Annotated in this window: 20 protein-coding genes; 17 read left to right on the plus strand and 3 right to left on the minus strand. The window is 38.6% G+C overall.

Going from position 1 to position 21751, the window contains the following annotated elements:
* Positions 1–41: 41 nt before the first annotated feature.
* The 3 genes from ACQKMP_RS12540 (at position 42) to ACQKMP_RS12550 (ending at position 4118) form a co-directional block, all read left to right on the plus strand.
* On the plus strand, positions 42–1142 hold the full coding sequence (locus ACQKMP_RS12540; RefSeq protein WP_341145801.1) for an acyltransferase: 1101 nt from the start codon (positions 42–44) through the stop codon (positions 1140–1142).
* Between the two features lie 4 nt (positions 1143–1146).
* The gene (locus ACQKMP_RS12545) at positions 1147–2283 is read left to right on the plus strand and encodes a glycoside hydrolase family 18 protein (protein WP_427469745.1); all 1137 of its coding nucleotides are present in this window, start codon (positions 1147–1149) and stop codon (positions 2281–2283) included.
* A gap of 194 nt (positions 2284–2477) precedes the next feature.
* On the plus strand, positions 2478–4118 hold the full coding sequence (locus ACQKMP_RS12550) for an alkaline phosphatase (RefSeq protein ID WP_427469496.1): 1641 nt from the start codon (positions 2478–2480) through the stop codon (positions 4116–4118).
* A gap of 66 nt (positions 4119–4184) precedes the next feature.
* Here the strand turns inward: ACQKMP_RS12550 and ACQKMP_RS12555 are convergent, their stop codons facing one another.
* Positions 4185–5237 carry a DUF418 domain-containing protein gene (locus ACQKMP_RS12555; protein WP_339797001.1) on the minus strand — a complete coding sequence of 351 codons (1053 nt, stop codon included), beginning with the start codon at positions 5235–5237 and terminating at the stop codon, positions 4185–4187.
* A 184-nt stretch (positions 5238–5421) separates the two neighbouring features.
* Here ACQKMP_RS12555 and ACQKMP_RS12560 point away from each other — a divergent pair, with 184 nt between their 5' ends.
* The 4 genes from ACQKMP_RS12560 (at position 5422) to ACQKMP_RS12575 (ending at position 9755) form a co-directional block, all read left to right on the plus strand.
* The gene (locus ACQKMP_RS12560; protein ID WP_339265789.1) at positions 5422–6570 is read left to right on the plus strand and encodes a VanZ family protein; all 1149 of its coding nucleotides are present in this window, start codon (positions 5422–5424) and stop codon (positions 6568–6570) included.
* Positions 6571–6722: 152 nt separating this feature from the next.
* On the plus strand, positions 6723–7490 hold the full coding sequence (locus ACQKMP_RS12565) for an ABC transporter ATP-binding protein (RefSeq protein ID WP_042189627.1): 768 nt from the start codon (positions 6723–6725) through the stop codon (positions 7488–7490).
* On the plus strand, positions 7477–9396 hold the full coding sequence (locus tag ACQKMP_RS12570) for an FtsX-like permease family protein (protein WP_427469497.1): 1920 nt from the start codon (positions 7477–7479) through the stop codon (positions 9394–9396). The genes ACQKMP_RS12565 and ACQKMP_RS12570 overlap by 14 nt, the downstream gene beginning before the upstream one ends.
* A gap of 5 nt (positions 9397–9401) precedes the next feature.
* Positions 9402–9755: a YxeA family protein gene (locus tag ACQKMP_RS12575; RefSeq protein WP_042194171.1), complete on the plus strand. Its 354-nt coding sequence runs from the start codon at positions 9402–9404 to the stop codon at positions 9753–9755.
* A gap of 81 nt (positions 9756–9836) precedes the next feature.
* Here the strand turns inward: ACQKMP_RS12575 and ACQKMP_RS12580 are convergent, their stop codons facing one another.
* On the minus strand, positions 9837–11228 hold the full coding sequence (locus ACQKMP_RS12580; RefSeq protein WP_427469498.1) for a sensor histidine kinase: 1392 nt from the start codon (positions 11226–11228) through the stop codon (positions 9837–9839).
* A 6-nt stretch (positions 11229–11234) separates the two neighbouring features.
* Positions 11235–11936, minus strand: coding sequence for a response regulator transcription factor (locus ACQKMP_RS12585; protein ID WP_149647020.1), 702 nt, complete (start codon positions 11934–11936; stop codon positions 11235–11237).
* A gap of 88 nt (positions 11937–12024) precedes the next feature.
* On the opposite strand from ACQKMP_RS12585, the gene ACQKMP_RS12590 reads away from it, so the two are divergent.
* The 10 genes from ACQKMP_RS12590 to ACQKMP_RS12635 all read left to right on the plus strand — a co-directional run bounded on the left by ACQKMP_RS12590 (position 12025) and on the right by ACQKMP_RS12635 (position 21655).
* Positions 12025–12282: a hypothetical protein gene (locus ACQKMP_RS12590; protein WP_427469499.1), complete on the plus strand. Its 258-nt coding sequence runs from the start codon at positions 12025–12027 to the stop codon at positions 12280–12282.
* A 288-nt stretch (positions 12283–12570) separates the two neighbouring features.
* Complete coding sequence (locus tag ACQKMP_RS12595; protein ID WP_379423757.1) at positions 12571–12708, plus strand: hypothetical protein; 138 nt, start codon at positions 12571–12573, stop codon at positions 12706–12708.
* A gap of 305 nt (positions 12709–13013) precedes the next feature.
* A complete protein-coding gene (locus ACQKMP_RS12600; protein ID WP_042129113.1) occupies positions 13014–13877 on the plus strand; it encodes a MurR/RpiR family transcriptional regulator in 864 nt (287 codons plus the stop codon).
* A 572-nt stretch (positions 13878–14449) separates the two neighbouring features.
* Positions 14450–15355, plus strand: a complete 906-nt coding sequence (gene murQ / locus ACQKMP_RS12605) for an N-acetylmuramic acid 6-phosphate etherase (protein ID WP_427469500.1) — start codon at positions 14450–14452, stop codon at positions 15353–15355.
* Between the two features lie 57 nt (positions 15356–15412).
* Positions 15413–16867, plus strand: a complete 1455-nt coding sequence (locus tag ACQKMP_RS12610; RefSeq protein ID WP_036688723.1) for an ABC transporter substrate-binding protein — start codon at positions 15413–15415, stop codon at positions 16865–16867.
* A gap of 104 nt (positions 16868–16971) precedes the next feature.
* Entirely contained in the window at positions 16972–17874 is a 903-nt protein-coding gene (locus tag ACQKMP_RS12615; RefSeq protein ID WP_042189608.1) for a carbohydrate ABC transporter permease, read from the plus strand.
* 18 nt (positions 17875–17892) lie between these two features.
* Positions 17893–18753 carry a carbohydrate ABC transporter permease gene (locus ACQKMP_RS12620; RefSeq protein ID WP_042129105.1) on the plus strand — a complete coding sequence of 287 codons (861 nt, stop codon included), beginning with the start codon at positions 17893–17895 and terminating at the stop codon, positions 18751–18753.
* Positions 18753–19973, plus strand: a complete 1221-nt coding sequence (locus ACQKMP_RS12625) for an anhydro-N-acetylmuramic acid kinase (protein ID WP_427469501.1) — start codon at positions 18753–18755, stop codon at positions 19971–19973. Before ACQKMP_RS12620 ends, ACQKMP_RS12625 begins: the two co-directional genes overlap by 1 nt.
* Positions 19974–20945 carry a GNAT family N-acetyltransferase gene (locus ACQKMP_RS12630; RefSeq protein ID WP_427469502.1) on the plus strand — a complete coding sequence of 324 codons (972 nt, stop codon included), beginning with the start codon at positions 19974–19976 and terminating at the stop codon, positions 20943–20945.
* Between the two features lie 2 nt (positions 20946–20947).
* Positions 20948–21655: a PIG-L deacetylase family protein gene (locus ACQKMP_RS12635; RefSeq protein WP_076100309.1), complete on the plus strand. Its 708-nt coding sequence runs from the start codon at positions 20948–20950 to the stop codon at positions 21653–21655.
* Positions 21656–21751 lie beyond the last annotated feature (96 nt).

Here is a 21751-nt window from a genome sequence, read left to right on the forward strand (position 1 = left end):
CTAACTGTAGCTATTAACAAACTACCCATCCGGAGGTACTTATGAATCATATATTGAATGATAAACGAATTATATTTATAGATGTATTACGAATAATGGCCATCGTTGCCGTCATCATTCTGCACTACACTGCAGACTTGCTTACAAGGACAAATGATTTCAATACAACCGCTTGGTGGATTAGCAACTTTTTTAATTCGATATCCAGATTTGCTGTGCCCGTGTTCTTTATGATAAGCGGTGCGATGATCCTTCGAGTGGAAGTGAAATCATATCGGCAGTTTTATATTAAAAAAGTACTTCCTTTAATCATTTCCTTAGTTAGCTGGTCACTCATTTATGCCGTTTACACCCAATATTTCATTCAAAAAAGCAGCATGGGCGTTTATGATTTTTTCATTCATTTTTCGTATGGTTTAATCTTTGATAAGAATTATATACATTTATGGTTTCTATACGCGATTATTGCGATCTATATAACAGTTCCTTTAATTAGTAAACTTGTAAAAGTATGCAGTGAAAAGGATATAAAATATTATCTGCTGATATGGTTCTTGATAAGTGTGGTTTATAAATTCATCTCTGATCTTGTATTCAGATTGACCTCCGAATATATCAATATTCCTATAACCAATATCCCTTTGTTCATGGGTTATTTAGGATATTTTATCCTGGGATATTATCTCTTTAACTATACGATATCGATGAAAGCCAAAAATCTTTTCTTTAATTTAGGCATTATATCCTTTTTTGTAACGCCATTAGCGACCTATTTTTCTTCCTTGTACAGTGGTGTGCTAGATGAAATGTTCTATGGAAACTATTCACTCACGACATTTTTTATGGCTATTGGAACGTTTATCTATTTTAAAGAAAAAGAAACCGCCATTAGCGAGAAGTTAAATTACAAAGTCAAAAAAATAATTAGCTCCATTTCCAAAGCTAGCTTTAGTATCTACTTAATTCACTTGTTGATTGAAATATTGGTATCCAGAAGAGCAGAAATACAAGCTACTCTACTCCAATCTATAGGCAACCTTACTTTTAATGTAATTATTATATTCTTAATCAGCTATTTCACGGTTAAAGTCTTAAATCTAAATAGATACATTACACATGTCTTATTTGGGGGAAGAAGTTAACATGATGAAAATAAGTGTATATACAAAAATCTTCATAGCTATATTAGCTATAGGCATGGGAATTTACTATTACAATCTCAATGATTCAGACAAAAAAATAACCTCCGTGTACATACCGTTATGGAAAGACTTTAAAGATCTTAATCTCCATGACAAAAACATTGATATCGCTATTCTTGCCTTTGCCAAAATTGATAAAACGAATGTGTATTTTGATCTGGACCCTGCTAAAAATGAGATCATTAAAGAAAATATAAAGAAACTGCAAGCAAATAATAAAAAAACGAGTTTCATACTTGGAGTTGGCGGCTATAAAGCGGACGGATTCTCCGATGCTTCAATGGATGGAAACCGGTACAACTTTACTGAGAGTATGATCGCAATGGTTAAGGATTTAGATTTAGATGGGATCGATATAGACTGGGAATATCCAGCTTTTGATTCATGGAATACGACTAAAGCCCGACCTGAGGATACCAAGAACTTTACTAGTCTAATGAAGGAACTTGATGAAAAATTGGATAGACTCCCGCGTAAAAATAAAAATTACTATTTAACCTTTGCTGCAGGGAATGAAGAGTGGTTCTTCAAAAACGTTGAAGTTAAAAAAGTAGAAAAGTATGTGGATTTCATTAATGTCATGAGCTATGACTTGACTGGAGCTTGGTCAGATACAACAGGGTATAATTCGAATTTATTTATAGATAAGCATAAAAAGAGCAAAACCAGCGTGGATCGTATTATTCATTTATATTTAGATCGTGATGTTGATCCGAGCAAGCTTCTCCTAGGTATTCCAGCTTATTCCTACGGATGGGAGAATGTTAAAAGTGATGTGAATAATGACGCCTCATTTTTACTGGGTAAACCTATCAATATCGACAAAGTAGATTTAAGCTACAAGACGATAAAAGAAAAATATATGAGCCAAGATCGATTTAAACGATACTTTGACGATACAGCGAAGACGGCTTATTTGTATGATGGTGATACTTTTATTACGTATGAAGATAAAGAAGCCTTGCAGGCAAAAGTTAAATATATCAAAGATAAAAAACTGGCTGGTGTCATGGTGTGGGAGTATTCTCAAGACTCTGACGACGGCATTGTTAAGTACTTATCTGATAATCTGAACAAGTAGCTACTGTTAAATAGAAGATTATATGGACAATAATGTGTTAAGGCGTTAGGGATGCAGCCCACTATCAGTAGCACAGGTCAAGTCAAAATATGCACAGAATTTAATATATTAAAAGAGAATAGGTGCTGCTCCCGCAAACAATCCTCCTTTAAACTAGAAACGTACTTAACAAAATCTGCTAGAGGAGGATTCAAATGCGCAAAAAGGTTATCGGGAGAATTTGCAGTACAGTTATGGTTTGCAGTCTGCTTGCAGCAGGCAACGGAACGACCTACGCCAGTGGCGCCAATAACTCTGATGCTCCTACAAACAATTCAGTCAAGAACGTGATCCTGTTTATTACGGATGGGATGAGCTTATCCGATGTGAATTTGGCCAGATGGTATCAGGGAGGACAGGCGCTTGCGATGGATAAGTATTTCAGCGGGCTGGTCAGAACCTATTCTACGGATTCACTTACCACAGATTCCGCTGCGGGAGCTACGGCTTATGCCACTGGCCATAAGGTTAAGAGTGAGACGGTATCCATACTGCCCGACCGAATCACTATGCCGTTCGTGGACGCAGTTAAGCCAGAGGACGTGAACAAACCTCTGCTTACGATTATGGATGCAGCGAGAATGGCAGGGAAAAGTACAGGAACGGTATTTACTTGTGAATTAACGGATGCGACGCCGGCTACATTTTTAAGTCATGCCTACACGCGTGACAATGCGCAGTCTATTGCAGAACAGATGGTCTACAGTGGTGTAGATGTTCTTCTCGGGGGTGGGTCCGGGTATTTGGTACCCGGCAAAGAAGACATTAACCGTAAGGACGGAGAAGATTTAACCAAAATCCTGAAATCAAATGGGTATGAATACGTAACGGATAAAGCAGGTTTAATGAATTCTAAAACGAATAAAATCTGGGGGCTGTTCAACCCCGAAGCACTGGATGCTGATTTTGATCTGAACCCGCAAAAGCAACCGAGCCTTGTTGAAATGACCAAAGTAGCGATAGAGAAATTGTCACAGAACGAGAAAGGTTTTATTCTGATGGTCGAAGCAAGCCAGATTGACTGGTATGGTCATGATAACGATCCGGTGGGGATTATGAGTGAGACCTTAGCGTTTGATAAAGCTTTCAAAGCCGCTGTTGATTTTGCAGAAAAAGACGGAAATACAGCAGTCTTGTCCGTTTCGGATCATGCTACTGGCGGGCTCAATATGACGAACTATGATTCCACCAAAGACCTAGTCTCCGAGTTGATGAAAGCGAAGCACACCAGTTATTACATTGAAGGCAGTATTAATGAGCACAATTTCAAAAAGGTCCTAGCGGATAATTATGGACTTAGTGATTTAACCCAAGAAGAAGCGGATCAAGTCAGATTAGGCATGAAAGATAACCTTTCGCCGGTCATCGGTAAAATCTTGGGGAATAAGATAGGCGTAACCTTCTCTACGGATGATCACACATCGGAAGAGGTTGGATTGTTCGCCTACCATCCGGCTAATTATAAACCGACCGATTTCGTGAACAGCGGTGTAATCCAGAATACGGATGTGAATAAGTATATTCAAGAAGTGACCGGACTAAATCTGGCGCAGCTTCAGGATACACTGTACGTATCCAGTGATAAATTCAAGGCCAAAGGAGCTACGATCACCCTAGACAAGACCGATAAGACTAATCCGGTGGTTGTAGTGAAAAAAGCAGGCCAAGTTCTCAAGCTGCCTTTAGATAAAAACATCGCCATTCTGGATGGCAAAACAACGAAACTCAATGTACTGACAGTAATGATTAAAGATAAAGTGTGGATTTCACAGGATGCATTAGACTTGATTCTCTAATTATTAGAGTTCATGGCATGATTCTTCGACTAAAAGTTAAAGCGCTTAAACCCGAAAACTCCTTTTTTATGAGGGGTTTTTTGTTGCAGGCTTTGTTCCATAGGTCATCAAGCGCCAAAGCTTTTCTAAAGGTCCCATGGAAAAGAACTTGAACCAGATGGTACTACAAATGATTTGAATAATATAAATCAGAACAGCGATGTAGAGAATATCTTTGGGTGAAACGACTTCGAGACCTATCATTGAAATGATTGCCGTCCCTATAATGCTTTGAGCTACATAATTTGTAAATGCCATTTGACCCACCCGTGATATGGGTGTCAGGAATTTCACCATTTGTTTGTTTTCTAATAGTAGAAATAATGTTGTTAAGTAAAACAAAGTGGTTGGAAGTGATCCTAAGCCCGTAACTGAATCTACATTGCTGCTCCCGCTTTGAGAAGCGTTCCAAATCCATAATGAGAAACCAACGAACAAAAGAAATGATGCTATTTGAATCCATCTAATTGGTTTTGATAATTCTTGTATATGTGTCAGCCAACCTGACTTTGCAGTTAAAAAACCAGCTAAAAACATAATAAAGATTTGCATAGCGTCATTAGAAAAAATATCAAGGATAGATGAGATTGCCCCTTGAGAGGGTAAAAATATTTTTACCATCAAGGAAATGATGTAAATGGATGTCATACCCATAAGCCACTTTTTAAGTGTAGAAACCGTTGTGTGATAAAAAGGGATCAGAAACAATCCGATAATGGCGTATACGGGTAGAATGGTTCCCCAAAAGATAAATACATGAATGATTCCCAGCAGCAAGAGGATCAGTAAACGTCTAGCCATACGCCATCTAGGTTTATCTCCCCGACTTTCGGCTCTTGAGGCGAAAATGTATAGACCTACTCCGAATAGGAATGAAAAAATAGAAAAGAACTTTTTTTGTACGAAGATGATTATCAAAGTATTGATGATTCCATTAATGCCACTATAGTCTGGTAAGGGATCTCCTTCAATAATAACTTTAAAGGCTCCAACATTTATCAGCAGAATGCCAAAAAGAGCAAGTCCGCGAATGATGTCGAGTGAAACGATTCTTTCTTTTTGTGAAATCGAGGGATTCATTAAAAGTTCTCCTTTGAAAATAGTTTCATTTGCTTAGAAGTCAGTATAAGTTGCGAACCTTACATTAAATTGATGCCAACATTACAGGATCCTTAAATATGATAAAATGTTTCAACTTCAGTTGAATTAGAATCCGTTTTATGGTTAATATGAATACTAAATAATTATGGGGTGTGAACTAGAAATGTCAGCATATACTCAACCAATCTTTGTGGCAGCGATCTTTTTTGTTGTTTTAGCATTCGCCTTATTTATCCCATGGCTCATTTATACATATAGAAAGTATAACTATCTGCCATTTTCTACCACGTTAATTTCATTTTCGTTTATTTTTTACTTTCTAGCAGCGTTATTTTTAGTCTTGTTGCCGTTGCCAGAGATACGCGATACTTGTTCACTACAAAAACCGGGCACACAACATTATTCACTTATGCCATTTCAATTTATAGTGAGCACCTTAGGGAATAGTGGTATCGTGTTATCACAGCCTGCAACTTATAGACTGTTATTTAGCCAACCCTCATTCTATCAAGCTTTTTTTAATTTCTTGCTATTATTACCTTTTGGTGTTTATTTGCGATATTTTTTTCAAGACAAGAAACACTGGAAAAAAGCGCTAGCAATCACGTTCTTATTAACATTATTTTATGAGATAACACAGGTAACAGGTATTTACGGGATTTATAATTGCCCTTATCGCATTTTTGATGTGGACGATTTATTGTTGAATACTACCGGCGGGGTACTGGGCTTCTTTATTGCTCCAGCCGTGTTGGCGTTATTCCCATCAAAAAAGAAAATTAATGAGAAAGCAGATAGATTATTGGCTCTTGATGAAGTAAGAGGGATGTCTGTGTTGCTGGCTGTTATTATTGATATATTTATCAGCAACATAGTAGTTAAAGTTGTGTTGAGTATGACCAACGTTAATATGGTTAGTGAATTTATTGCGAGCACAATTACACTTTCTGTAACTTTGTTTATTATTCCATGGATTTGGAATGGATCGACAATCGGTACAAAAATAATGCGTTATCGCTATGACAGTAAAATAAGTCGAGTGGAAACGAACAAGCGATTATTTAAACGCTTTGGTGCCATTTACGCGATGTACTTCATAACAGTCATTGCGAATACTTTGAATAACGTGGAACTATCAATGGATTCTCCATTCTATAAGGCATCTATATTCTTAACGTTAGGTGCAGCATTGACCTCTATCATTTTAACGATCGTGTTGTTCATTCATGTTATATTAGTCGTGTTTGGCAAACAAAAACGCCGCTTTTACTTTGATGAAGCTTCTGATTTATATACAACGAGAAAAAAATGAATTCTTTTCAATCGTAAAGGGGTACTCCGTAGTCTTAAATGGCTACTGGGTACCCTTTTTTTTGGATTTAAGCTTTTTGTAAGGTTGGCATGAATTTGCTGTAAGGTTCACAGCCTATAGTATAAGTATCAGCAAATTATGAGGTGAAATGAATGGAACCATTATTAAAAGTAGAAAACATAAAAAAAGTATACGGGAAGTTAAGTGCTGCTTACACAGCCTTAGAAAACGTGTCTTTTGACATTCATGAAGGTGAGTTTGTAGGGATTATGGGACCTTCGGGCGCTGGAAAATCAACCTTGCTAAATTTGTTAGCAACTATTGATTCCCCAACTGAAGGGAAGATTTATATGAAGAACAAGAGTATTCATGATATGAAGGAAGCAGCCTTGTCAGACTTCAGACGTGAACATCTCGGCTTCATCTTCCAAGATTACAATTTACTCGATTCCTTGACTGTAAAGGAGAACATATTGCTTCCTCTGGCGATTGCTAAAATTCCAGCGAAGAAAATCAATCACCTCGTGACTCAGATTTCTAAGGTATTTGGGATTGAAGATTTACTGGCAAAATATCCTTACCAAATCTCTGGTGGTCAAAAGCAAAGAACCGCTGCGGCTAGAGCGCTCGTGACAGAGCCCGCACTTATTTTGGCTGATGAACCAACAGGTGCGCTTGACTCTAAATCAGCAACAGATTTATTGGAAAGCTTAAGCACTTTAAATGAAAATAACAACTCGACCATTATGATGGTGACTCATGATGCCTTTGCCGCAAGCTTCTGCCGCCGGATTATTTTCATCAAGGATGGCTCTTTTTCTACAGAAATATTTCGTCGTGATCAGACACGCAAAGCCTTCTTCCAAGAGATCTTAGATGTTCATGCGGCCATTGGGGGTGAGGTAGATGACGTTATTTAGTCTAGCAAGAAAAAATATAGCCCGAAACTTTTCACAATATTTTTTATATATTGCATCGATGGTGTTTAGTATCATCATTTACTTTACATTTGTGACTTTGAAATATAGCGATACGATAGCAGAACAGACGGCTTCATCCCAAAAACTAGGCTCACTAATGAGTGGGGCGGCAGTCATTCTCATCTTTTTCGTGTTCATATTTATAGCCTATTCCAATTCATTTTTTATGAAAAAACGTAAAAAAGAAGTCGCATTGTATGCGTTGCTAGGGGTACGTAATCGTCAAATAGGCTTTATGCTCTTTTTCGAAAATTTATTGTTAGGATTGTTCTCTTTAGTAGTAGGAATTGTACTTGGGTTCCTATGTTCAAAAGGATTTATGACGATTTTAATTCATTTAATGGGTTATGACGTTGTAGCATCCTTTACATTTTCAGCGGCGGCAGCGATGAACACGGCTATCGTATTTCTGGTTATTTTCTTAGTAACATCGTTTCAAGGCTATCGCTTAATCTATCAATTTAAGCTGATTGATTTATTTCATGCTTCCAAAAAGGGAGAAGTGGCGCCTAAACCATCTATGATAGTAGCTGTTCTTGGAGTGTTACTCATTGTCTTGGGCTATTGGCTTGCAATGCAGGACCTTTTCACTTCTAAGGTATGGGGAAAAATTGGATTCCCCTTGACTGTATTAATTATTTTAACAACGGTTATTTTGGGTACATTTTTATTGTTCCACAGTGTGACTGGCTTTGTGTTAGCAATGATTAAGAAAAATGAAAGGTGGCTTTGGAAAGGCCTTCATGTCATTACTATTTCTCAGCTGCTCTATCGTATTCGTGGGAACGCACGTACATTAACTGTGATTGCCGTGTTGAGTGCTACGACAGTAACTGCCGGTGGAGCGGTCTATGGCCTTTATTACAATACGAATGACTCGGCGAAAACGATTAATCCGAATACCTTTATGTATCAATCAACAGATGCAGAAATGGACAAGCAAGTGAGTGCTGTAGTATCAGATACAAAATACGATAAAAATATTGAAGCACTATCCATTACGTTTCATACGAAAGAGTTAAACTCGCCATCAACATTCGATAGCTCTGATAAAAGAGAATATACAGTTATCGATGAAAAAACATACAACCAATTAGCAAGTCTACAACATAAAGAAAAATTAGATGTAAAGGACAGCTACGCGGTTATTTTAGATATCGGATATGACAAAAGGTTCTCACCAATATATACAGGAAAAACTATAACAACAGGCAACGGCCATCCTCTCACATTCCAAAGCTTTAAAACACAAAGCGTATTGAATGTAGGTACAGCAGGTATAACCGTGGTAGTCTCGGAGGATCAGTATAAAGTGTTGCAAAATGATGGGGAAGTGCTGCACTATCGTGTTCTTGGGGTAGATGATGCTTCTGTGGATTTATCTAAAAAAATAGCAAACCAATTACCTGAAGAAGCGTTATTTTCAAGTGGTCCACAAGATTACCAAACAAGTTTGGAAGGTGTGGGGTCTCTACTGTTTATCGGAAGTTTCCTTGGTCTAGTATTTCTGGCTGCTACAGGCAGTATCATTTATTTTAAGGTTTTAACAGAGGCAGAAGAGGATAAATCACAGTACAATATGCTGCATAAAATGGGTGTCAGTGCAAAAGAAATGCGAAAATCAATTGCGTCACAGGTATTCGTTATCTTTGTTGTACCGCTTGTAGTAGGGTTATTGCATAGTGTAGTGGCTTTAAAAGCATTCTCTAGTCTACTGATGATGGATTTGGCAAAACCTGTGTTGCTCTGGATGATTGCTTATACCGTAATTTACGGGTTGTATTTTTTATTAACCGTAGCTTCTTACAATCGAATTATCACACTAAATAATAAAACAGAAGGATGATTGAGATGAAAAAATTTCTAATTACTATGGGTATTTTGTTTGTTATTGGAGTTGTAGGGGTCTTTGCTATAGCCAAGATTGATTTCAATCGCTTCAATGCCGAAAATTACTACTTACAAATCACAGAGGATGGGGAACCCCATGAATATAAACTGAGCGATGGTTCAGTCATGACCTCTTATTCTTATACACTAGAGGCTACAAATGCCAAAGGTAATACAATTCCACTGGAATTTAATGCACAAAAAAATCTTCGTAAAGGCGCCTACTTGAAAATGTATGTGAAAAAAGGTGATCAAGTCTCCTCATACGATGAAGTGAAATTAGAGGATATTCCGCTAAAGGCACTAAAAAACTAATAGATTGAAGAAGGGCTGTCTCCAATAAAGTAAGTGGAGAACAGCCCTTTTCTCTGCTAATGAGTAGGTAAGTCATTTGTATTATAAAAGTATAGTAATGGTGGTACCGGTATTTTCATCGCTCGTCAAATCGAGTTTCCCCTCATGAGCCCAAATAATATCTCTGGCGATGGCCATTCCTAACCCAGTTCCATGCTTACTCGTTGTGTTTGTACCCCGATAGTAGCGTTCGAAAACCTGTTCCAGATCTTTAGCTGGAATACCCTGGCCATTATCAGAAATTGTAATTTGGGTATGCGGACTAATGGTTTCCACTCGAATCTTCACCACAACATTTTCATCGTTATGCACCAGCGCGTTGTAGATAAAGTTAAGGATCGCTCGTTTTAGTAATTTTTTATCTACTTTATGTACGGCTTTAACCACATTTGCCTCAAACTCTATCTGCCGTTCACCAAAGGTCGGGTCATTTAAAAGATCAATCGTCATTTCTCGTAGAAACTGAACGAGATTCACCTCTTCAAATTGCAGGGATAGCTGCTGATTACGCAAACGCGTCGTTAAATTGAGGTCATCTAACAAATCTTTCATATACATCGATTTACTCTTGATAATTGCTGTGTATTCCTGTAATTCTTGGGCTGTTAAATCTGTGGCACTGTCGTTTATAAATTCTGCATAACCTTGAATAGAAGCAAGTGGTGTTTTCATGTCATGTGAAACATTACTAATCCATTCCTCACGCATTTGGTCGAGATGCTTACGTTCTTCTTCATGTCGATCGAGCTTTTCTGATAGTTCATTCATGTTTCGGAAAACTTCTTCATAAACGCCTTTAGGAGTAGGCATTTTCTTAAAACGTCGCTCCCTAAGCTGTTGAATACCCTCTATTAATGTATGAAGGGGTGCAGTTAACTTTTTCCCAAATAAAAATCCAATGATGATTACAATAAGCACATCTATGACTATAAAAATGGAGAGAAAAACATTAACATCTTTAAAAATTTTAGCGTAGTCATAGGTCATTACGTAGCGGCCTATTTTCGGATTTTGAATCCCTAAAAAGTAGCTAAAATTTTGAGCTGTGCTGACAAAAACAGTCGTGCTTGCATCTAATTCTTTATATTTGTACATTTGTACAATTTCAATAGGAGAATAATCTGTTTGCAATTCTTCAGGGGTATAAAAGGCTGCTACTTGCTCCCCTTGGTCATTCAAGAATTGTACCCAGGCGCTCATTTCTTGTAGTTTTTTGAGGCCATCCTCGTTCACAACAGGTCTGCCGGATTGTAGTTCTACATATTGTGAAAAGGTCCGGCTAAAGGTTTCTGCAGAGACTTCTTCAGTGCCAAAATTATTGTTTTTTAGCTGTAAAAAGAAAAGAAAAAGAAATAAAATCGCATTTACAATACCAACGATCACAACAATAGTCATAACCGATCTTAAAAAACGGAGTGTCAATTTCCATTTCAACTTGTCTCACCCCTTGGTATGTAATTTATAACCTAACCCTTTAACCGTTAATAAAAAGGTTGGCTTTGAAGGGTCTACCTCAATTTTTTCCCGTAAGCGCCGAATATGTACCATCACTGTATTATCGGAACCAAAAAAATCTTCACCCCATACCTGTTCAAACAAGGTTTCTTTGCTTATGATCTGATTCGGATGATGCATGAAACAGCTCATTAAACCGACTTCTTTGGCGGTAAGCACAAGGGGTTCGCCATTCTTTTTTAATTCTGTCTCATTGGCACTGAGCTCAAAGGGGCCAACTTGCAAACTTTTCGGAGCCTTTTTTTCCTCTGTAAAGCCAGCTCTTCTCAGTTGTGCCTTTACCCGATAAGCAACTTCTTTGGGACTGAACGGTTTAGTAATATAATCATCGCCACCTATCGCCAGTCCTAACAGCTTATTAATTTCCTCATCCTTTGCAGACATAAATAAGATCGGTGCATTTGATGTTTCCCGAATTTTTCTGCATAAGTCATATCCTTCTCCATCTGGTAGCATAATATCTAGCAAGATAAGTTCAGGATTATACTCCTGAAACTTGTCCCATCCCTCTGCAACTGTCCCGGCAGTTACAACGTCTGCAATACCTTCTTTATGTAAAACTGCCTTCATCAGACGAGCTAAATCATCTTCATCGTCTATGATTAATACCCATTTATGACTTGCCATTTGTTTCCCTCCAAATCCGTCTTTATGTACATTATTACATTATAAAGGACTCTTTATTTCTTGCGCAAAAAAATCGCAAAAGAAAGGCTTGCATGAAGATGGGTATTACTTAGACGAACATAGCAAAGCAATATTCGGTAATTTATTAAAATTCATTCTAGATATAGCCAAATCAGGTAAGGAGGAAAAATTGTTACGCCCCCTGCCTTCCATGGCATTGATCTGCACTGTATATGGCCCTTTGAAGATGTTCGCTAAAATGATGGAAGAAGGTGAGTTACTGTATTCGCTTGAGCTCGAAGAAGAACTTGCAGACAGCTTTTGGAATGCCATTAGATTGCAGTGAGTCTGCTGATTTTCCGACTAAGGAGCATTAGGTTCTTTTGTCACTACGTTCAGAATGAAAATTCATTCCGAGAAATGAGAGGAAGGTATTAAGATACCTGATACTGCACAAAGCACTCTAGCAAATATGATGTTAAAAACCATAAATGAGAGTAACAAAGAAACATTTGATATCATTGCGGTATTTAACAGCGGCAGCAATAAGGCCCTAACCGATACAAAAAAGTATTCTATTGCCTCAGTCATCAAGGCATTGCAGGATAAGAAATCCTAGCTTGGAATCACTAAAATGACTACATACCTAGATGGCAAGGAGTTGGAGAAGCAGTTAGTCTCTGAAGACAAGACGACGATTCTGACCCGGATATCTGTTGATAAAAACGGTGCTACATCAAAGAATGTAGTTGACAAATCGAGTCATATTTAGACGGCAGTAAAATTAAAAAATACATGCGTTATACGTATGCTGAGAACAATAGAAAGAATCTTCGGGGACCTTTGTGGTCCCTTGTTTCACCATATCAGAAGGTATATAATTATCGACTATACCTTACAACTTTATTACGCTATAATCAACGTAAAGTCACCAGGTGATCTAAGAGTAGGATGATTTTAATAGATTAATTAATATTTGCTTTTGATATGCCAAAACGTATTTTGTTATTGAAATAGGTTGTTTATATTGTTTATGATATTATTAAAGGTGTTAATTAAATCTAGAGTAGGTAGATTATGAGTCTAAATGACAACGTATTAATTAAAATTCGTGATATGCGAGAGAGTTTTACACCAGTTGAACGATTGGTCGGAGATTACATTTTAGAAAATACGGAAGAGATCCCTCATTTGTCGATTAAGGAATTGGCTCAATCGAGTAAGACAAGCGATGCATCTGTCCTTCGTTTCTGTAAGACGATGGGTTACAGCGGATACCGCAATTTTATTGTGAGTATATCGGCATCTTTGGGTTCTCGTGATGAGGATTCAAAGGCTCAATATACAGATATTCAGCCAGGTGACGATCTCTCGACAATTATATCAAATATTTCATTGAATAATTGCAAGTCCATTGAGGATACGCTTAGTGTTATTGATCGAAAAGAAATTACAAGAGCTGTAGAATTACTATGTCATAGTAAGCGAATTGTTTTCTTTGGAATAGGTGCTTCGGGACTCGTTTGTATGGACGGGGAACAGAAGTTCTCGCGAATTAATAAGATGTGTCATGCCTATACAGATGGTCATAGTCAGCTCACGGCAGCAACTTTACTTGAGAAAGATGATGTTGCCATTTTCATTTCTAACTCTGGAGCAACTAGTGATATTATTGATGCACTGGAAATTGCCCAAAAGAATAGAGCGAAATGTATTGCGATTACGAAGTACAATAAAAGTGAGCTTGCGGAGCGGGCGGATATTGTACTGAGCATATCCACACCTGAAATAACAATCCGCAGTGGGGCTATGGGCTCGCGTATTGCGATGCTTACGATCATCGACATATTATTTGCTGGTGTCGCAAGTGCAGAATATGAAGAAGTGAAAACCTACTTAACAAAAACGCATAATATATTAAAGAAAAAACTTAGAAATTAGGTTCTGATAGAATGAATGTGGAGGAAAGCATTGATCATGGATCAATGCTTTCTTTTTTTTTTGTATTTCATTCACTTCGTATACTTAAATATACTATTTATCAATCCATGTCAGATTATCTACATGATGAATACGTTGATCTAATGAATATAATAATTAGTTTAATTCAATAATTAATAGCTTGGCACACAATTATGAGGAAGAAAATGAATGGAATCGAAGACGAAACATCATCCGGTTGAACACGGATGATGTAACTTTATGTTTCGTTTGGAGCGATAATCAGCAAATAATACATTTTTTTAAATCGCTTTAACCTTAGAGCCATAGCGATCAAAGCAATTGTTAAAAATTTAAATTGCATCTTGTAAGCGCTTTATAAATGTGGTATAACATAGTGTGTAAGGAATGAAATAAAACATCAGAATTTATTTTCTTTATGAAATTATATTTCAAAATCTATTGACGAAGCGATGGTGTTGTATTAGTATAAGAACATACTAATTGTAAGTTAATCTAACTCGTTTTGTTAATTACATGACAGATTAAGACTGGGAAGAAGGAGGATGGCTATGAATGACTACCTTGCGGGATTGACAACAGAGGCTGTGAATCCAGACACATTAATGATTGATGAATGTACTACGGAAGAAATGATCCAGTTAATGAATCAACAAGATGCACTGGTCCCCAGAGCTATAGCTGAGGAGATTCCGCAGATTGCAAAGGCGGTAGATATTCTACATCATAGGTTGTCTAATGGTGGAAGAATGTTTTACATAGGAGCTGGCTCATCAGGAAGATTAGGTGTTCTGGATGCTTCCGAATGTCCTCCTACCTTTGGTACAGATCCTTCCTTGGTGCAGGGCTATATTGCTGGTGGTGATATTGCTTTGCGTACTGCGGTTGAAGGCTGTGAAGACGATATGGATGAAGGGATCGCATTAATCGAAAGCATTGGTGTAACAAACAAAGATGTACTTATTGGGATTTCGGCAAGCGGTAGTGCAAACTACGTTATTGCAGCTTTAGCGAAAGCAAAGGAACTTGGAGCAGCCACTATCGGTGTTTGTAACAACAGAGGCTCAAAGTTCGAACCCATTGTAGATGTTTGTATAACACCTGTTGTAGGACCTGAGGTCATTAGCGGTTCGACTCGATTAAAGGCAGGAACTGCTCAGAAGTTGGTGCTTAATATGCTGACAACGTGCACAATGGTCAAGTTAGGAAAAACGTACAACAACTTGATGGTTGATCTGAAGGCTAGTAATTTTAAGCTCGTAGATCGCTCGATTCGTATCATCATGAACACGACTGGTGTAGATACATCAACCGCCGCAGAAACACTTAAAAAAGCATCTATGAACTGTAAGCTGGCAATTATGATGATTAAATCGGGGTTAGATGCAAAAGAAGCAGAACGAGTACTTAACGCAAATGGAGGACGCTTGAAACAGGCAATCTCATCATTGGTTTAGGTGTGAAAAGTGGAATAACAGGATGGATGCTATTAATAATTGAGGAGGCTGTTTTCGATGAAAAAAAGATCACGTGGATTAACTCTGTTTTTGTCAGGAATCATGATGGTATCACTATTATCGGCTTGCGGAGGAAACGGAAATAACGCTCCAGCTTCTACAGATTCCGGTAACACAGGAACTAGTAACGGTGGTTCTGAGCCTAAAAAGGATACGATTACAGCACTTTTACCTCCGATATCAGCGAACTATCAAACACGTTTTGCTGATATGGAAAAAGAATTTAATACACTACATCCTAACTTGACTTTGAAAATCGAGCCAGCGAGCTGGGAAGATATGACGCAAAAACTTGATACTCAAGTAAATGCAGGTTCTCCTCCAGATATTGCTTTTATCGGTGCTTCAGGAATTTCGAAATATGCAGCACTTAATGTACTAATCGACCTTAACGGTGCCCTTTCTGATGAAGCGAAGGCAGATTATGACGAAGTTCCATTGAAATATTTCCAACTAGGTGACGCTCAATACGGCCTACCAGCGTATATGGAAATCCACACTATCGGTGGTAACAAACAATTCCTTGAAGAAGCCGGAATTGATTGGAAAAGCATTCAACAAAACGGTTGGACTTATGAAGAGTTCCGTAATGCAATTTCTAAAGGCGTAGTGAAAAATGATAAAGGTGAAACTACTCGTTATGGTTTCGTGTTCGCAACATCTGGTGTAGCATCTAAAGACTATCTAGCTATTCTTGCTAAAACTGCTGGTTTACCAGATTACTTCGATAAAGATCTTAAATATACGTATACAAGCAAAAACTTCTTGGGGCTACTTACATCTATTCGCGAAATGATCAACGATGGTTCTATGCCTAAAGAGCTAAGCTCTATCGATGCTGGTAAACGGTGGAACATGTTCCTAACGGGTCAAACGATGATCACAGGTAAAGGTTTATCTGCATTTGAAAACTCTGCTCGTCTAAACAATGAGAAGATTAAAGCGAACGATGGTTCAGCTGTTGCAGATTCTATTGAAGTTGATTATATTTCACTTCCAGTCCCAACATTCAACGGTGCCGATTATGTCCCTACTTCAATCGTTGATGGTTATATCGCACTTCGTGGTAAAAAAGCTCCATCTGAAGAGCACATCAAAAATATTGCCCTAGCAACGAATTTCTTGTCTTCTGGTTCAATTGCTGCTAACTACAGTAATGAGCTGTTCTTATCACCAATTACTGAATCTGCACGTAATGCAGAAGTACTTGAAAAATTCCCTCGTAACGAAGATAACGTTGCTGCAGGTAAAGCTATGATGGCAAAAGCGCTTCCGGCTCGTACAGATATTCCTACTGATCTGGCTGCTGAAGCATTAAAAATTGAAACAGAAGTTATTATTCCTAAACTACAAGCCTTACTTGCAAATGAGATTGCTCCACAAGAAATGTATGATGCAGTTAAAGCAGCTGCAATTAAATCTTTCGGTAAAGATGGTATTGTAGTTGACTAGTCTGTCTTAGGCTGACATGTGAAAGCTGTGCGTAGCTAGAACGTACAGCTTTCCTTCTAAATTAGCTAGAGCTTGTACTGTTTTTAGAAGAGAGGTGCGACCCAATGAATCAAACGTTGACTAAAAGAAAAAAATTGAAACTCGAAAGTGACTCAGGTTGGGGATACGCGTTTATCGCAGTAGCACTTATTGCGTTTTCTTTATTTACCGCATATCCAGTCATCAATGCTTTTATTATCAGCTTACAAAAATATGGTCCATTAGGATCCACTTTTGTCGGCATGGATAACTTCGTTAACTCGTTTTCAGATGAACTTTTCTGGAAAGCACTGAAAAACACGTTAGTATATACGCTATTAACTGTTCCGTTTAATATTCTTCTATCATTTTTAATTTCAATTTTGATTATTCCTTTCAAGAAAAAAACACAAACGATCTTTAAAGCACTATATTACTTGCCAGCCGTTGCATCTGGTGTAGCGCTTTCTGTTGTGTGGCTGTGGATCTTCGATCCGTTAAAATCAGGTATTGCTAATAAGCTCGTGAGTTTTTTAGGTATTGAAAATCAAAACTGGCTTGGTTCCAGTGCAACTGCAATGTTCTCACTTGTGTTAATGTCATGGTTATCAAGTCATGGTACAGCAATTATTATTTATATAGCCGCATTACTCGCTATTGATAACAGCTATTATGAAGCAGCTGAAATTGATGGCGCGTCTTTCCTGCAAAAGCTTTGGTTTATCGTTGTCCCTTTCCTTAAGCCAACAACGCTATTCCTACTTGTTACTGGTGTTATCGGTTCCTTCCAAGTATTCCAAAACGCTTATCTTATGACAGGCGGTGGACCAGACCATGCAACAACAATGGTAGGTTTGTTAATCTTTAACAATGCGTTCACATATTTTGAGTTTGGTGAGGCAGCGGCACAATCATTAGTTCTAGCAGCGATTATCGGATTTATATCATTCCTTCAATTCAAGTTTTTAGGTAAAGATGTAGAATACTAGGAAAAGGAGCAGAATACTATGGGTTTGTACAACAACAGCTTAAGAAGCAAAGGGTATCTGTTCATACGTAATGGCGCAAACATTACGTTCCTTATCCTATTTGCCGCAGCTACCATATTCCCGATATACTTTATGGTCATCTCCTCGTTCGGTGATCCGGTAGAAGCTGGTGCAATGAGCTATTCTATCTTACCATCGAAGATTTCATTTGATTCCTATAAATTCTTCTTTAACTTCAGCCCACATACATGGGACTGGTTATTGAATTCATTTATAGTGGCAGCGTGTATTACGGTATCTAACGTATTTTTTGCTACACTCGCTGGATATGCTTTTGCAAAAATGAAATTTAAAGGAAAAAACATTTTGTTCGCTATTTTGCTGGGATCTATGATGATTCCTGTTCAAGTCACACAGGTTCCACTATATATTTTGATCGTAAATATTTTTGAATTACAAAATACGTACACGGCGTTGATTATGCCGAGCATAGTAACGGTATACAACATCTTCTTGGTTAAGCAGTTCATGTCCTCCATTCCAGTTGAAATTATTGAATCTGCTAAAATCGAAGGTTGTTCCCAGCCTAAAATCTTCTGGTATATCATTATGCCTTTATCTAAAACAATTATGGCAGTACTAGCAATCCTAACGTTTATGGCGGCATGGAATGACTTTTTCTGGCCGTTCCTAGTAACGAATACGATGGATATGCAAACCATTCAGGTCGGCTTGAAAAACTTTCGCTTTGCGAATACAACTTACTTTGCACCGATGATGGCGGGGGCAACCATTTCAGCAGTTCCAATGTTTATTTTGTTCTTCAGTTTACAAAAATACTTCCTTGAAGGGGTAACAGTTGGAGCGGTGAAAGGTTAATGGACAAACAATCAAAAGTTGATGCAACATACTTAGTTGGCTTGATGTCCGGTACATCAGTAGATGGTATTGATGCAGCAGTAGTTAAGCTTTTCCCATCAGCCGAAAAAGAGCATGGAGTAGAGATTGAATTACTGGCTTTTGAAAACACACCTTTTGAGATGCAAGTTAGAAACTCCATATTTGAGCTTTTTGATCCCGCTAGCGCTACGATTGATAAGGTTGGCGCAATGAATATGTGGCTTGGCGAATTATACGCCCAAGCCACATTATCCGTTATAGGGAAATGCGGCCTTTCGCCTTCGCAAATATTCGCAGTAGGATCGCATGGTCAAACAATCTATCATGCTCCGGATGAGAATGTTATGGGCGGTTATAATCTGCATTGTACCGTTCAGATTGGGGATGGTGCAGTTATCGCCAATCGCACAGGAATTCCTTGCGTATCAGACTTTCGAGTTGCTGACATGGCAATGGGTGGACAAGGAGCTCCGTTAGTACCATTTACCGAATACTTATTGTTTAACAATCCAAAGAAAACACTTCTGATGCAAAATATTGGCGGAATAGGCAATGTGACTGTTTTGCCTGTAAATGCCTCACCGGATGAGGTATTTGCTTTTGATACGGGTCCTGGAAATATGATTATCGATGGCCTTGTATCGCAATTATTTGCACCAATGACAATGGATGTTAATGGCGAAATTGGTGCGGGCGGTCAAGTGATAGATGAGCTATTGAAATGGATGCAGCAGGATAAATATTATAGGATGCCGTTACCAAAATCGACAGGCAGAGAACGGTTTGGCCAACAATACGTGGCACAAATTATTGAAATGATGAAGGTTAATAACTGGAAAGCAGAAGATGTTGTTGCAACAGCTACGTACTTAACTGCCTGGAGCATCGTCGATAGCTATGAACGGTATATTGCACCGCAGCACCAGGCTGAGCAATTGTTAATTGGCGGCGGTGGAAGCTATAACAAGACGCTTTTGCGTGATTTACAGCACTTATTTGCACCGCATAACGTGCAGGTGCTGACGCAGGAGGATATCGGTGGTAATAGTGATGCTAAGGAAGCAATTGCTTTTGCTCTGCTAGCGTATTACACGATGGAGCGCTTACCAAACAATATCCCGCTAGTAACTGGAGCTTCACAGCCAGTAGTAATGGGCAAAATTTCCTGGCCCTATATTGGACGTTCACAGGAGGCTTAAATGTTGCAAATCAGACCCTTTTCAATTGAAGATCACTCTGCAGTTGTAGAGCTTTGGAATCGTGAGGCTACAAAATATGATTATAAGCCATTTACAGAGCGAGAGTTTCAAGATACATTCATCGACCATCCTTATTTTGACGCTGACTGTATATGGGTAGGCTGTGACGAAAAAGGGATTGTTGGTTTTGCAGCTGGCTGCTGCGGTGAAGATCTCCCTCTTGGAGATGTGGCCGGTTATATTACGAGTGTTATTATAGATACCCATGTGGCTTCTCTGGAGCTTTACGATGCTTTTCTATTGCGTTTAGAAAAAAGATTCCAAGAACTTGGGAAAAGACAAGCGGATGTATTGTTTTTCAACCCTGTTAAGCTGAAGTGGAGTATTCCAAGTGTACCTCAGCATGAGCATAATAATGCCCCGGGCATCAGTAAGGACCTGCCATTATATGAAGCTTTAATGGCTAGAGGCTACGAAGATCGAGCGACGCAATGCGGCATGTATTTAAAACTCGGAAGCTTTATAGTTCCCGAAGATATTTTAGATAAGGAAACCAATGCAACTAGCAAGGACTATTACATTACGTCCTATGTCCCTGATTTACATACTGGGCTTGAAGCAACGCTTGCTGCCCTGCAAAATCCGCAGTGGAAGAAGGATGTTGTTACTTATGTGAAGGTTGGCGCACCGCTTGTAGTAGCTGTGTACGGAAACGAGGTTGTGGGCTTTGCAGGTCCAATTATTTCGCAGCCTGATGGAAGAGCATTTTTTTGCGGTATCGGAGTGCACCCAGAGCATGAGGGGCATGGCCTTGGCAGTGTATTATTTTTCCGAATGGTTGAAGCTTTTCAAAATGTGGGCTGTCAATATATCTCTCTATTCACTGGAAATAATAATCCGGCTCTTCGAATCTATCAAAAAGCGGGCTTTACTATTGAAAAACAATTTTCTATATTGCGGAGGGAACTTTAAAGATGAGCGAAAAATTCACAGTATTAGCAATTGGAGCACATGTTGGTGATGTGGAGCTAGCTTCTGGTGGTGTACTCGCAAGTCATAGTTTAAAGGGAGATCGCATTGTGACACTAGCGTTAACTGCGGGTGAACGAGGGGTCCCGGCAGGACAGGATATAAAGGAATATCGTCAGCAAAAAGTGAAAGAGGCACAGGTTTTTGCGGATATGCTAGGCGGTGAAGCCATTGTATTCGATGATTATTGTGACGGAGAGTTGCCTGACAATCAGGAAATTCGTATGGAGGTTTGTGATGTAATTCGTCGCGTGAAGCCTAACATTATTATTACACACTGGAAAAACAGTATGCATAAGGACCATGCGCTAACGCATCATATCGTAAATGATGCCCGTTTCTTCGCAAGTCTATCATCCTTTGAACGAGCGCTCCCCGCGCACTTTGCAGCAAGATTATATTACTCCGAAAACTGGGAGGATGCGGTTGATTATGTCCCTTACGTATATGTGGATTTCGATCAAGCGGCATTTGATCTATGGATAGATGCTTTAAGCAAGCATTGGTTTGTGACGAATAGCAAATCTTTCAAATACATGGATTACTATAAAGCACTAGCAGTTGTTCGCGGCTGTGAAGCAAGAAAGACATATGCAGAAGCATTTATGGTGCCTGCTGAAACGGTGAAGGTTAGGCAGTCTAGTCTTTGGTAACTATTCAACTAGCTAAGAGGGAGTGTTTCTATGTATAGCAGGAAACATTCCCTTGTTCTATCCATTTATGCGAAAAAGCAGCTAGGAGGCAGCTTC

Origin of the sequence: Paenibacillus sp. NPDC101420 (assembly GCF_050277435.1) — a bacterium.
Classification (GTDB): Bacteria; Bacillota; Bacilli; order Paenibacillales; family Paenibacillaceae; genus Paenibacillus_AQ.